Origin of the sequence: Leptospira ilyithenensis, assembly GCF_004771005.1 — a bacterium.
GTDB lineage: Bacteria > Spirochaetota > Leptospiria > Leptospirales > Leptospiraceae > Leptospira_A > Leptospira_A ilyithenensis.
This window is the reverse complement of record NZ_RQHV01000061.1, coordinates 329756-343028: the sequence shown is the minus strand read 5'-3', so window position 1 is coordinate 343028 and position 13273 is coordinate 329756. Positions and strand designations below refer to the sequence as shown.

The following is a 13273-nucleotide window of genomic DNA, read 5'->3' as shown; positions in this document are numbered from 1 at the left end:
TCCTGAAGAATTCCAATCCAATTATCTACCCCGGAAGGAAATTAAAGTCCGACCGATTTTGATCTCATCCAAATCAAAAAGTGCTTTGGGGCGTAATAATTTTTTGCCGTTCAAACTAACGCCTGACTCGGAAGCGCAATCGAACAAAAGGTAACGCCCTCTTACTTTCTTTACTTTTGCGTGAATCGGTTCTATATGGGAATCCTGCAAAACGATTTCGCAGGATTCTCCCGATCCGATTAAAACCTCATCCGATCGAATCGAGAACTGCGTTCCTGCAAAAACACCTTCTTTTAAAATAAGAACCGCAGTGGAATAGGATTCTCCGCTGACCTCTTCTCGTTCGATCATTTGGGAAATAATTTCGTTTTCGCGCGCACGTTCCAAAGAATCACCGTACACCCGTTCGTAAACTTCCAGTTCGTTTTTATTTCTCTCGTTTTCAAAATCTTTCACAGCGGGAGTATTTTTTCTATTCGGTGGGGAATGAGTATTTTTCTCCTCCGGTTTGGTAGAAGTTTTTTTTTCTTGAAGGATAGGAACGGAATAACCTCTTAAAAAATATAGAACGGAAAGGCAAAGTATAATGGAAAAAAGCAAGAAAGGATAAAACACAAGAGGGTCTTTTGCCTTTCTGTAAAAACTATGCAAAAAGGAAATTTCATACTTAAAGCTCAAACGATCCCCTTCTCCAATAATAATATCCGTTAGTATTTCATTGTTTTTCCAAAGGGAAAGATTCCAGGGAGAAAGATACACGAGCCTTACCTTCGGTAAAATCAAATGATTCAATTCCTGATAAAGTTCAATATAGGATTCCTGTCTGCCGATAGGATAAAACTTTCCTTTCACATAACTTGCAAGTTTTGTTGTTTCGATCGTAGTAGGTGCAATGATAATAAAATCCAAGTTTTCTGAATTTACTTTTCTAGCAAATTCGGCAATTCTGAATTTATCCATCCAGTCCGTCTCAAAGCTAACGACGATCATCACTCTGTAAACGTTCGAATCGGATTGGATTCTACCGATTACTTTTTCCCAAGATCTGAGAGGGTATTTTGGTTCCTTTTCTTTCGGAAGGGAAAAGGAAGGAGATAGTTTGGAAGCGGGAATTCCTTCATAAAACAAAAACTGATCATCGGATTGCACATTGAGAAAAAACTTTCCTCCGGATTTTTCTGCAATGGTGGCAATATTTGCGGCAAAATGTACAAGCCAGGTTTTTTCTTCCCAGTTCGCATAACTAGGGATAGATAAATAAAAATGGACGGGTGTAGGCTCGGAGTCGGTCGTTAGTTTATAACTGGTGCTTACTTTTTTTGCGCCCGAAATATCTTCTAATATCTGAATCTCCGAATCAGATGCGGAAAAAGGTATTCTGGTTTTTAAATCCACCTGGATTTCAGGATATCCCGAGACGTCCCAATCCATGATCTGAAATCTTTTTTCCGCAAAGATCTCTCTTCCGAAACAGAGAGATAGAAAAATAAGAACGAACTTAAATTTATAAAAAGAACCGTCTTGCCTTTTCCAATTCTTTACCATATTCTGTAGTCGGTTCAATTTTTCTATCCTTGACAGGGAAGCTTTCGATTGCACTTCCTTCTTTCATTATCGTAATCCGGGAGGCCATACTTTCGACGATCCTCAGGTCATGGGAAATAAAAATGACCCCCAATTTGCCTTCCTCCGACTTCTTTCGGATCGCTCGGAGCACCCATTTTTCGGTATTCGCATCAAGTCCAGTCGTGGGTTCATCTAAGACCAAAATACGGTAGTCCCCCAGAAGTGCCAAAGACAAACAAATTCTTTGTTTTTCTCCTCCGGAAAGTCCATTTGCATAGGAGTTCCATTTTTCTTCGGGACGAGTGATCCCCATTTCTTTCCAAAGTTCCAAAATTTCTTTCGGATCTTCCGAACTCCTGAGTCCCAATCGGAAAAAGTCGATCACCTGGTCTTTTATCTTTCGATAGGGATGGAATGCGAGATTCGGATTTTGAGGGACTAAAAAAATAGATCTTCCTCTCAGCTCTTCTCCGAAAGGACCGGACCAGTAGGAAAGATCGTACCCCAAAACGTCCCAATGCAAAAAATCGTACTTCCAACTTTCACCGAGCAAACCAAACAAAGAATAGGCGAGCGTTGTCTTACCGGAACCGGATTCTCCGATCAATGCATGGATTTCGGACGGAAAAAGATCCCAGTTTAAATCTTTCCAAATCCTCGTTCCATTCGGAGTGAATAGATTGGCGGACCGGATGGAGACAAGAGGTTCCGACACTTTTTAGTCCAATCCGAATAGTTCCTTTTCAATGATACTGCAGAGTATATGGCCGATTAAAATATGAGATTCCTGGACCCTTGCAGTTACATTCGACGGAACTATAATTTCCTGAGTTGCGAGGCCTTTTGCCTTTCCACCGTCACCACCCAAAAAAAGCAAAGACTTCATTCCTATTTTTTTTGCTTCTTCCAAAGCAAGTAATATGTTTTTTGAATTTCCCGAAGTGGTAAGACCTACGAACAAATCGTTCGGTTTGCCAAATGCTTCCAGTTGCCTTTTGAAAATATGTTCGTATCCGTAATCGTTGGAACATGCTGTCAATACCGCCTGATCCGCATTGAGTGCAATAGCAGGGATCGCCTTTCTTTCGTTACCCGACTTATAACGAATCACTAGCTCAGCTGCAATATGGGAAGCATCGCAACTGGAACCACCGTTTCCGCAAAAATACAACATTCCCCCCGCATTCAGACTTTCCACTGCCAACATGCTTGCGGCTTCGATGGAAGGAATCAACGATTCCAATACCTTTTGTTTTGTCCGAATGGAATCTTCTATATGTGAGGAAATTAAAGTATTATGATTCATTTTCTTTTTCCATTTTGTTTTGTATTAATGTTATCTTGTTCGAAAATTCACGCATGGCAGCACCGAATCCGAATAGGTTTTTATTTTTTCCATGAGGATTGTCGGTGGAAGATATTTTACCCTGGTTCAGAAAAAAGAACTCGTCTCTTACCAGTTTTTTCTGTCGGTCCGTGGCAACTGTCTCGAAAAACTGGCGTCCTTCTTCCCCTAATGCCAATAAAATGAGTGCCATATTATTCGGAGAAATCTGCAATAATAATTGTTCTTTCCAAAACCTATCCCAAGCGAGAACCATCTTCCAGTCCTTTGGTTTTGAGGAATCGGAAAGAACTCCAGTATCGGTTTTGGGAATGCTCACCCGATCGAGAAAACCTTCCAATTGGGAAAAATCAGCTTGAATGGCCTGGTTCAATTCCCCTTCGTCTACAAAAAGAATTCCGGTAGTCTTTCCTTCTTTATTGGGATAAAGGGAATTTCCCGTAACAATTACGATCGAAAAACTTTCCCCTTCCAAACGGAATAGTTTATCATTTGTTTTGTGCAGCTTATAACCTTTTCTTTCCACAACCAATCCCGTTTCTATCTGTTTGGTGAGAAGAAGGTCCTTGTATTTATCCCGGGCGATTTTCCATTCCAAATTGAAATGTTGCGGTTCTTTTTTTCTGGTTTTTACAATCTCCGATTCCGAACCGGAACCAAATAGGAAAGAAAGAATCCGATTCCATAGAGAAGGTTTATTTTTTTTCGCCATAATCCTTTCTCATATTAGACGGTTTTTCGATGAACTTCTTTTCCAACTCATATACTTTTGCATATTTAAGAAATGTGGAAAAGGAAGATGCCAAAGCGATATAAAATCCCGGAATCCCGTCCAAGTAACCTCGTTTCATAATATAAATTTCGATGAATTTTCCGATCGGCTTTAAAATGGATTTAAAGAGAGAGAACGAATGCCCTTTCGCATAACGGGTATAAGAAACAATAGAAGAGAACTGGTTGATCGTTGTGATCTGATGGGAAAAATCGAGAAAACTGTAGTGAAGTATATCTCCTTTTAAAACTCCGCCCTTTGTCGGATCTTTCAATTCGATAAAATCATGAGGGTTTTCTCCCACCCATACTGCTTTGTCTTTTCGGAACAACCGGTAACGCCTCTGAGGATACCAACCGCTGTGATAAATCCAACGACCCATATGATGTGTTAATCTTGCGATTTGAAACCCATCTTCGGCAACATCTTCCTTTTCTAAAAAAGAGAGGATTGATTTTTGCAATTCTTCACTCGCTCTTTCATCGGCATCCAAAGATAAGACCCATTCGTGTCTGCAATAGGAGATCGCCAGATTTTTTTGTTCCACATGCCCTTGAAATGAATTTTCAAAAAAACGGACTTTCTGGTTTTTTTTGGCGATGGATTTTGTTTTATCTGTACTCAAAGAATCCAAGATCACAATTTCGTCTGCGATTGATTTTACGGAATCAATGCAAGCTTGGATGTTTTTCTCTTCGTTAAAAGTGATGATCGCAAGGGAAAGTTTTCTTTTTGGTTTGCCAAACACAGCCACCATCCTAAGTTCCCAACCAAGCATGTCTAGGAAAGAAACATTTCAGAAACTCACTGTAGTTTTTCTCTCTTTGTTTTGGGTTACAGTTCCTTTTTCCGTATCAGTATCTCAAATCTCCGCCATAATTTCCATGTTCTGCTTCGTATTGGTTTTTCGATTCCCAAAGCCCGGAAGCATACCTATTTTTTGGATCGGGATTGCATTCTATTTTTGGATCTTCGGAATTCGTTTTTTATCAGGTATCGAAGGTTTGCCAGAATGGAAAAAGATTCTCATCCATTCAGAATTCAGTGATTTTTGGATGTTTTTGCTCCTACCCGTTTTGCAAAGCCAGTCCCGAAAAGACAAAACAAAAATTAGGCGGTTTGTTCAAATAGGAGCTTGTTTCTTAATTCTATCCGGACTAGTCTCAGTTGTTTTTCCTTATCGATTGGCGGGTTTCGTAATGGACGGATTTCAATATCTGGAAGGAAAAAGACTGCCTCATCTGATCGGACACCTCCCCGGTTTAGGCATTCCTCTCTATCTGCCGATCGGCTTCCAGAACACCCACCTAACATATGGAGGGTTGTTGTCCTTATTTCTGTCGTTTTTAATCTTAAAAACCTTTCGACTTTTTAAACTTAAAAAACTGCAAAGGGGAAAGTTTTCCGGGAAAATTCTTTTCCTTTTGTTCCTTTCCTTTTCGGGAGTTCTGTTATTATTTTTAAATCAAAGTCGTTCCATCTGGATCGGTTTGTCCGTTTCTCTGATCTTTTATCTTTCCATCAAAAGAAAAACCCATTGGGAACCAGTCTACGAAGTTCTTAAAAAATCCTACATTCGCATTATTGTTGCTAGTTTTATTTTTCTTTTTGTTTTTTTTGCCTTATACAGATCAAATTGGCTTTTTCAAAGATCCATCGACCAATTATTTACAAAACAAACGTTGGAAAACCAAAGGGTTTGGATTCACAAAGGAACTAGAAATATAATCGAAGCTCATCCCTATTTTGGCGTTGGTTCCGGAAATTATAAAAAGAAATTCGAGTTCTCTTATCTGCCTTTGATTGAGAAAAAACCATATTTGTATTATGAAATCTCCATTACGCCCAAATCGCACGCGCATCATGATTTTTTACATTTTGTAAGTCTGGGGGGTTTCGTTGCTGGAACATTGTTTCTTTTTTTATGGGTACAAATTCTAATTTCGTTCTTACGAAATCCCAAACATTCCGGGCAATATCTTGGAATTTACTCCGTTTTCATTGCAGGCTTTTTCCAGTGTTATCTGTTAGATGATGAAGTGGTTCTTCCATTCTTAGGAATACTATCCTTACTTCCCGGGAGCAACCGGGAGATTACTTTTCGAACAAAACTAAAACAATCCGTTCTATTTCTCCTGTTTCCCCTTTTCATCTCGTTAAGTTTGATCTATCTGGGTACAAAAGCGAAGGAAGACGAGTTGTTTTTTCATAGAACTCGTGATATCCATAACTTCCTTTCACCTATCGCACAAAAGACGATAAATGGAGCGGCTCAAACGATTCCCGATTCGGAGGTATTTTACTTCAAATTGGAAGGTTGCCTAAGTCATTTTGCCAATTTGAACGGGAAAAAAAGAAAAAGAGAAAAACCCTATTCCTTTCGGATAGATCTTCCCCAAAGCAAAGAAGGGACTTTTCCCGAAGCTGTAAAAATAGAATTGAGAGAAAGGGAAAGTTTTGACCAAGACCAAAAGTTCAAAGCACATAAGGAAAGAATTCTTTCGGAAAACAAATTCCAATTGCAAAAAGGAGAAAACAAATTCGATTTTTCTAATATTCCATTTTCGAATTCGGAAGAGATTTACTTTTTAGATTTTGGGATTGAGTATGTTTGGAAAAAAGAGAAAGGAAAACTTTCGGAAAAATCAATTCCGGTTTTGAAAATCGAAGAAAATTGCGGGGAATAAAGAAGGAAACATCTTACCTGGAGCGGGAATCGAACCCGCACGGGATTACTCCCACAGGATTTTAAGTCCTGTGTGTCTACCAGTTCCACCATCCAGGCAGTTTTGCCTAAAGTTATGATTTTTTCTGATGTCCCAAAGTCAAGGGAAAAGAAATCATATGGAGGCGTCGGCCGGATTCGAACCGGCGGTCAAGCTTTTGCAGAGCCATGCCTTACCACTTGGCCACGACGCCCTTTTTCATAGGGACTTTGGATAGGCTAAAATTTCGAAGCCCCCTGTCAAATGCAATTAACTTCCACATTTTAACCTGAATGTAATAATTCGGAAAGAAATCCATTTGCGAGAGTAAACAAGTTCCATCTTTGTAGATGGTATGAATCGAAATTTACTTTATACTTTGCTTTTCTCCGTTTTGGTTTCTTCGCTTTATGCTGATTCGGTTACAGTCAAGGCTTCGAAACAATTGATTGAAAATGTAAAGACATCCAGCCCTAGCCCTTCGGAAATCCTAGTGGAATCAAAGGATGGAACCAAACAAACGTTTAAAAAGAACCAAATCACAGTTGTTACATCTCCCGTAGTTTGGGAAGATGCAAAACCTGCGGAAAAGCCAGGTTTCTTTTCCAGGATGTTCGGTTCAGGAAAAAAAGAAGAAACGAAAGAGGCGGAAGTAACCGGCGCTGCCACCGAAGAGAAAAAGGAAGAGCCCAAATCCTTCTTTGATCGCCGTTTTCCTGAAATTGCCATGGGTACAATGGCGATCCTTTGGATACTGCTTCCTTAAATTACTCCCACTCGATCGTGCCCGGTGGTTTGTGAGTTAGATCGTAGAGCACAAGTGAAATACCCGGTATTTTCAGTATTTCGCTTGTTATGCGACTGAGGATTTCACGATTCATCTGATAAAAATTGGCAGTCATCGCTTCCTGGGATTCTACGGGACGTAGAACAATTCCGAAACTATCCGACCGCAGTCCTACGGGGACAAGCACCACAGGCATCTGCCATATCTCTGTGTGGATTTTTTCTTTATAGAGATGTTCGGTTACAATCGAATCTGCATCTCGCAGCAAATCGGAGTGAAATTTGTCCATTCTGATTTGGTTGTAAAAAAATCTCTCGGGAAGCACCGGTAAATCGGGAGCAAAAACAACTCTATTGATTGCTTTGATTCCGTTTGTAATTTGAATGGAGAGCTCTTCCAATTGTTTCCAGTCTTTGGTGAAATCATTCAATACGGCGCAATGAGCATAACTTCTTTGGTCTCCTTGTACTCCCACGGATTGGATGGGCAAAACTCCTACATTTGCCTTAGGATCGAAACCCTTCGCCAATGACAATGCCTCTGCTTCTCCGTTTTTATCTTTGGTTTCCTGAGATGCAATCATCCTTACCACAAGCCCAGGTCCCGGAAAAGGATGTCTTTCAATCCAAAGATCCGGTAATCCCAAAAGTTTTCCAAGCAACCGAACTTCGTCTTTGTACAGTTCGGCGATCGGCTCTATGATTTTTCCCGATTCGATCAGCTTTTGAATGGCGGGAACCCGATTGTGATGGGTCTTGATTTTATGGGAATGTTTGGTTCCACCGGATTCGATCGTATCCGGATAAATCGTTCCTTGTCCCAAAATCCAATTTTCGGAATCCAGACCGAGAGACTTGACTGCCTTGGATTGAGCTTCCAAAAACTGATCTCCCACGATCTTTCTTTTCTCCTCAGGTTCCGACTTGTCGGCAAGCAATCTGTAAAATTCGGAACTCTCATCCCAGATGGTCAGATCAAATCCCAGCTTGTCCAAATTTTCCTTTAAGTCGCTGACCTCGTTCTTTCTCATAAAACCGGTGTCTACCAGCAAACCCTTAACTCTGTCTTTACCTAAAGCCTTTGCTAACAATAAATAGGCGACAGATGAATCAACTCCACCGGAAACAAGTAAAAATACATTTTTGTCAGAAGGAACCTTCTTCTTAAGGAGATCTATTTCCCTTTCGAGAAAGGAAGTCAAACTCCATGAATTTGCAAGCCCGCAGATTCGGATGAAATTTTCAAGTATGGTTTCTCCTTCTTCGGAATGAGTCACTTCGGGGTGGAATTGGATTCCAAAATAATTTTTAGATTCGTCTGAAACAAAAGCATAACGGCAATTATCCGAATCTCCCATGATTTCAAAACCATCGGGGAGTTTTGTAACTTCATCTCCATGGCTCATCCAAACTTTAGAATGAACCGAAACTCTATCCGTAAGTTTGGATTTTTTGCCGGAAATTAAATTGAGAGTTGCAGGACCGTATTCTTTACTTGAAGAAGTAACTACCTCTCCTCCCAATGTTTTCATCAAAAGTTGATGACCATAACAAATTCCAAGGATGGGAACGGCGAGTTGGAAAAACTCTTTTGGCAGCAAAGGGGCACCTTCTTCATAAACGCTGGAAGGACCTCCCGACAAGACAATGCCTGCATAAGAGGAATAAACCGAAAGCGGCTCTTCATTGCTTAGGATTTCCGTATAAGCTCCTAGTCTGCGAATTCTTGAAGCAAGTAAATGTGTGTATTGGCTGCCGAAATCAATAACCGCGATTTTTTTATCACTTTTCATGGGATGGTTCCAAAATAATTTTGCAAATGCCAGGGTAAACAAATGTCGGAAAAAAAATCCGTCTCTCTCTACGAGGACAAACAAGACCACATCCCCGCCTGGAAGACCCCGGAAATCGAATGGTTTGCCAATGTCTACTCAGGTAGGGAATATAAAATCGAATTCACCATCCCCGAATTCACGGCAGTATGCCCCAAAACAGGTCTGCCTGATTTTGGAACCATTTTCATAGAGTATTCCCCCAAGGAAAAGTGCATTGAACTGAAATCTCTCAAAGAATACGTTCTGGCATTTCGAAATGTGGGGATTTTTCATGAAAATGTAGTCAATAAAATTCTGGAAGATCTGATCCAAGCAGTTGATCCAAATTACCTAAAAGTAATTGGAGACTACAATATCCGCGGAGGAGTCAAAACTATCGTGAGCAGGGAATACAAAAAATAATATGGAAGTGATCCTCGGATACATAGCAGCCATATGCACTACTTTGTCTTTTTTACCACAGGTGCTTCGGGTCATACTTACCAAACAAACCAGAGATATTTCCAGAAATATGTACATCTTTCTTAGTATGGGAATTTCGCTTTGGCTCGTCTACGGAATCCTGATTTCGAATATGCCGATCATACTCGCCAACAGTTTTACGTTGGTATTTGTTAGCACGATACTCATTTATAAACTTAAGTCGGAGGATCCGAATTGATTGATATGAAAAAAGCCTATGTGGATAAAGACAATTGCACTTCCTGCAACCAATGTGCTGATAATTTTCCCAAATACTTTATGATGGATGAAGACGACCTCTCCCAAACTCATATTGAAGGAGAGTCCATCAATGATGCAATCATTCCTGAAGACGAGATAAAAAAAGTACAAAAGGAAATGGACGAATGTCCCGGTGAATGCATTCACTGGAAAAGATAAGCTGTTATTTTTTACAGTCCAGATCCAAATATCTGCAAACATTGACAAAAACATCTTTTACGGAACTCATCTTCCAATCTTCTTTATTCTTCATCTTTTTAAAATAAAATCCGCCTATGGTTTTCATTTCGGGATTTTGATTGTCATAACCATGTCCGTAGATCGGTTGTTTTACGATCTGAAAAACTGAACCTTTTCTGGAACCGGAAATATAGATTTTTTCCTTTGTGGTAAGCAGGCCCAGTGCATCAGGGTGTTGGGATTTTCTTAAGTCCGAAATATCTTCCGAATTGTCCCTCCATTTGGTTCCGGGACAATTCATCTCCAAATCATTCTTCAAAGAAATTCTTTCCTCTTCCGTCAATGTATTTCGATTTCCGGGAAGTAAAATGGCAGATCCGCCGGAACTTTTAAAAATAAAATCATATGTTTGCAAATCGGGAAGGATCCAACCTTTGTTCAACAAATATACATTAGGTTGGCAAAGGCTTTCTCCGTAGGAAAAACCATGGTCGGAAATAAGAAGTAAAGCGAGATCGTTACGATTGTACAGATTCAATGCTTTTACGAATTCTCCAAATTCGGAATCGATTTGTTTTAATTTTTCTTTTGCTTCCGTCGAGCCAGGCCCGTAAGCATGGTGAGTGCTATCCAAATCGGTGGTGTATAAAAAGAGCAAATCCGGTTGAAAAGTTTCAAATAACCAGAAACCAGTCCTGAATTTGACCAAATCCTTAGTGACGTCATTTAACGGCTCTCCTACGGCAAGCTCTGCACGTTTGTGAAGTCCTCCCGTGGATAAGGCCCGCAAAAGTTTATCATCCTCGGGAATTCTCTTTCGCCAAATCTGTGGTAAGTTGTAATCGATAGCAGCTCCGACTGTGACCGGCCAAAATACATTTCCCGTTTTTTTGGATTTTAATTTTGCATAGTCCCAAAGGGTTCCTGTTTTGATATCTTCCGCATACCAAGTCCAACCTCCATCGTTTTTTTCAAACGGATCAACGAGAGTGTTGTTTAAAATTCCATGCGTACTCGGATCGACTCCAGTCACCATGGAAGTATGCGCCGGATAAGTAACGCTGGGATTTACGGTTTGAATCTCCCGGGAGAAGGAAGATTTTTCAGAAAACTCTTTCAAGTTAGGCAAAAGGCTCAGAATTTCCGGAGAATCAAAATAATACCCTGGGAATCCGTCGATGGAAAGAACGATTAACTTTTGTTTTACGATTTCTTTTTTCTTTTTAGATTTTGCGCTAATATTTTGAGAAGAAAATGAAATCAATACAAAGATCAATCCGATGATAGCCAAAAATCCTGATAAATAAACCTGTTTTACAAATATACGAATCATCCAAGAAAAAGATAGGATTAGTATTCTTGTTCGGAACGGGTAGATCCGAGCAGCTCATCCGGGATGTCTTCAATAGAATCTCCGATTTGAATCGCCAAACGATTTCCCACTCTGCCGGGTGTTGCTTTGAATTTACTACGATCCCCTACTTTTACGGTGAGGTCGGTTTTGATCGGAGTGTTTTCCAATTTGATCACATCTCCGGTATGCAAATTCATAAGATCGTTTAACGAAATATCTACGCTTCCGACTTCAGAGATCAAAGGGATTTTGACTTGGTCCAGTCGTTCCTGAATGACAGCTCTATTTTCGTCCACTTCCCCCTTACGAATCGAGGAATACCAGTATTGTGCGGAAAGTTTGTTGATGATCGGCTCGATCGTAATATAGGGAATACAAAGGTTGGTCATCCCTTCCACTTCCCCTACTTTTGTTTCGAGTGTGATAAGTACCACCATGTCATTGGGAGGCACAACTTGGGCGAACTGAGGGTTTGTTTCGATGTTTCCGAGACGTGGACGAAGGTCGATTACAGTAGACCAGGATTCTCTCAGGTTTCCCAAAATCCTTACAATGATACCTTCCATTACGGAAAGCTCGATATCGGAAAGTTCGCGGTTTACCTTGGAAGATTCTCCCTTTCCACCAAACAAACGATCGATGATTGTGAAGGAAATGGAAGGGTCGATTTCAAGGATCGCAGATCCCCGAAGAGGGTCCATATTGATAACGGCAAGTGTGGTCGGATTCGGAATGGAACGGATGAATTCTTCATAGGTCAACTGATCTACCGAAGCCACGTGAACCACAACCAAGGCTCGGAGCTGCGCCGAAAGACCCGTTGTAGCAAGACGCGCAAACGTCTCGTGCATCATCTGCAAAGTACGAATCTGGTCTTTTGAAAACTTATCCGGTCTTTTGAAATCGTAGATCTTTACCTTTTTCTGTTCACCTACGGATGAATATTCATCTTCTGACACCTCTCCTGAAGAGATGGCGTTTAACAGTGCATCAATTTCGTCCTGTGAGAGAATTTCGGTCATTTTTTTACCTTAACCAGTAGATTCTTAATTTGCCAATACCCAACTCGATTTCCTTCGTCTTTTTTCAGGGAATAACCGTATTCATATCTTGTTTTAAAACGCCCGATCATTCTTTCCACATAAACTTGGACTCTTGCATCGTTTTTAGAAGGATAATCCACGGAAAGAACTTTGAAATATTTCAATTTGCCGGAAGGCGATTCAGTAAGATACCTTTTGAACTCTTCTACAATCGCATCTCTGTCACTTGCATGACTTTCAGCATAAACGGTACTAAACCTGTCATAATTCAGAATGTATTCCGAAAAATCGATCCATTTGAAATGGGATTCCCAATTCTTTTTCATTTCCGAACCGAGAAATAAAAAGATGGTTTCCTCGGGAGTGACGAATCCAGTTTCTCCTAAGTTCTGTGCCAAAGGAGTAAAGTTTCTTTCTATATTTGATTTTTCCAAAAGAAAGGAAGAAGTATTTTCAGATCTTAGAAAAGAATCTTTGTCTTCAGTATAATTGGGATAAAAATAACCTGTGATAAAGTACTTTTTACCAGGCAAGAAGGAATAATATTCATCCAAATAAATGATCTTGGAAAAAGATTCATTTCGGTGAAGTATGATTTCTTTGTTCTCATCGCCTACAAGGTTTACGACAGTAGTTCTTCTTTTTAAAATGGGATCGTGAAATTCCGGATCTTCCTGAGGTGCCACCAAACGGTCGTCTTCGTCTTTGATGATGATTTGAAAGGAATAACGAAAATCCCCCGCAGGAAAAATGCGAACTACTTCTTTTCCCGTATTCTGAATCGAATACTGCAAGGGAATTCTTTCCCCTTCGGTAAAATTTCTTTTGGTCAAACTAACTTTGATTTTAGATTGGAGGGCGACAAAATTTTCCACCCTTTCCCCGCGTGCATCCCTGTCGGGAATGGCGAAAAGAGAGCCAGTTAAAGACAAAATAAGGAATCCTACCAAAGATACTCGCATAC

General features: G+C 40.3%; 14 protein-coding genes and 2 tRNA genes. 5 read left to right on the top strand and 11 right to left on the bottom strand.

The features are described from left to right. Positions 1 to 21 precede the first annotated feature (21 nt). The 5 genes from EHS11_RS14945 to EHS11_RS14925 are packed head-to-tail and all read right to left on the bottom strand — an operon-like array spanning position 22 to position 4440. Entirely contained in the window at positions 22 to 1563 is a 1542-nt protein-coding gene (locus EHS11_RS14945; RefSeq protein WP_135765178.1) for an FHA domain-containing protein, read from the bottom strand. Then, complete coding sequence (locus EHS11_RS14940; protein ID WP_135765177.1) at positions 1505 to 2281, bottom strand: ATP-binding cassette domain-containing protein; 777 nt, start codon at positions 2279 to 2281, stop codon at positions 1505 to 1507. The genes EHS11_RS14945 and EHS11_RS14940 overlap by 59 nt, the downstream gene beginning before the upstream one ends. A gap of 3 nt (positions 2282 to 2284) precedes the next feature. Next, positions 2285 to 2872 carry a D-sedoheptulose 7-phosphate isomerase gene (locus tag EHS11_RS14935; protein ID WP_135765176.1) on the bottom strand — a complete coding sequence of 196 codons (588 nt, stop codon included), beginning with the start codon at positions 2870 to 2872 and terminating at the stop codon, positions 2285 to 2287. After that, positions 2862 to 3623 carry an LBBP_01157 family protein gene (locus EHS11_RS14930; protein ID WP_135765175.1) on the bottom strand — a complete coding sequence of 254 codons (762 nt, stop codon included), beginning with the start codon at positions 3621 to 3623 and terminating at the stop codon, positions 2862 to 2864. The genes EHS11_RS14935 and EHS11_RS14930 overlap by 11 nt, the downstream gene beginning before the upstream one ends. Beyond that, positions 3607 to 4440 (bottom strand): glycosyltransferase family 2 protein, encoded by an 834-nt coding sequence (locus tag EHS11_RS14925; RefSeq protein WP_135765174.1) that lies wholly within the window; start codon positions 4438 to 4440, stop codon positions 3607 to 3609. Before EHS11_RS14925 ends, EHS11_RS14930 begins: the two co-directional genes overlap by 17 nt. Before the next feature lie 19 nt (positions 4441 to 4459). Between EHS11_RS14925 and EHS11_RS14920 the strand changes: the two genes are divergently transcribed. Further along, complete coding sequence (locus EHS11_RS14920) at positions 4460 to 6370, top strand: O-antigen ligase family protein (RefSeq protein WP_167884460.1); 1911 nt, start codon at positions 4460 to 4462, stop codon at positions 6368 to 6370. Positions 6371 to 6384: 14 nt separating this feature from the next. Here EHS11_RS14920 and EHS11_RS14915 read toward each other — a convergent pair. Both EHS11_RS14915 and EHS11_RS14910 read right to left on the bottom strand, forming a co-directional pair. After that, positions 6385 to 6468 (bottom strand) — tRNA-Leu (locus tag EHS11_RS14915). A 60-nt stretch (positions 6469 to 6528) separates the two neighbouring features. Next, positions 6529 to 6602 (bottom strand) — tRNA-Cys (locus tag EHS11_RS14910). A 141-nt stretch (positions 6603 to 6743) separates the two neighbouring features. On the opposite strand from EHS11_RS14910, the gene EHS11_RS14905 reads away from it, so the two are divergent. Then, complete coding sequence (locus EHS11_RS14905; RefSeq protein ID WP_135765172.1) at positions 6744 to 7154, top strand: LIMLP_04285 family protein; 411 nt, start codon at positions 6744 to 6746, stop codon at positions 7152 to 7154. Between the two features lies 1 nt (position 7155). On the opposite strand, the gene guaA is transcribed toward EHS11_RS14905, so the two are convergent. Further along, positions 7156 to 8967, bottom strand: a complete 1812-nt coding sequence (gene guaA / locus EHS11_RS14900) for a glutamine-hydrolyzing GMP synthase (protein WP_135765171.1) — start codon at positions 8965 to 8967, stop codon at positions 7156 to 7158. A gap of 42 nt (positions 8968 to 9009) precedes the next feature. Here guaA and queF point away from each other — a divergent pair, with 42 nt between their 5' ends. The 3 genes from queF to EHS11_RS14885 are packed head-to-tail and all read left to right on the top strand — an operon-like array spanning position 9010 to position 9891. After that, positions 9010 to 9411: a preQ(1) synthase gene (gene queF / locus EHS11_RS14895; RefSeq protein ID WP_135765170.1), complete on the top strand. Its 402-nt coding sequence runs from the start codon at positions 9010 to 9012 to the stop codon at positions 9409 to 9411. A 1-nt stretch (position 9412) separates the two neighbouring features. Continuing rightward, positions 9413 to 9670, top strand: a complete 258-nt coding sequence (locus EHS11_RS14890; protein WP_135765169.1) for a SemiSWEET transporter — start codon at positions 9413 to 9415, stop codon at positions 9668 to 9670. Beyond that, on the top strand, positions 9670 to 9891 hold the full coding sequence (locus tag EHS11_RS14885; RefSeq protein ID WP_210413708.1) for a ferredoxin: 222 nt from the start codon (positions 9670 to 9672) through the stop codon (positions 9889 to 9891). Before EHS11_RS14890 ends, EHS11_RS14885 begins: the two co-directional genes overlap by 1 nt. Positions 9892 to 9895: 4 nt before the next feature. Here the strand turns inward: EHS11_RS14885 and EHS11_RS14880 are convergent, their stop codons facing one another. The 3 genes from EHS11_RS14880 to EHS11_RS14870 are packed head-to-tail and all read right to left on the bottom strand — an operon-like array spanning position 9896 to position 13271. Continuing rightward, on the bottom strand, positions 9896 to 11245 hold the full coding sequence (locus EHS11_RS14880) for an alkaline phosphatase family protein (RefSeq protein WP_135765167.1): 1350 nt from the start codon (positions 11243 to 11245) through the stop codon (positions 9896 to 9898). A gap of 17 nt (positions 11246 to 11262) precedes the next feature. Next, positions 11263 to 12288 carry a flagellar motor switch protein FliM gene (fliM, locus tag EHS11_RS14875; RefSeq protein WP_109019924.1) on the bottom strand — a complete coding sequence of 342 codons (1026 nt, stop codon included), beginning with the start codon at positions 12286 to 12288 and terminating at the stop codon, positions 11263 to 11265. Further along, positions 12285 to 13271, bottom strand: a complete 987-nt coding sequence (locus EHS11_RS14870; protein ID WP_135765166.1) for a hypothetical protein — start codon at positions 13269 to 13271, stop codon at positions 12285 to 12287. The genes fliM and EHS11_RS14870 overlap by 4 nt, the downstream gene beginning before the upstream one ends. Positions 13272 to 13273 lie beyond the last annotated feature (2 nt).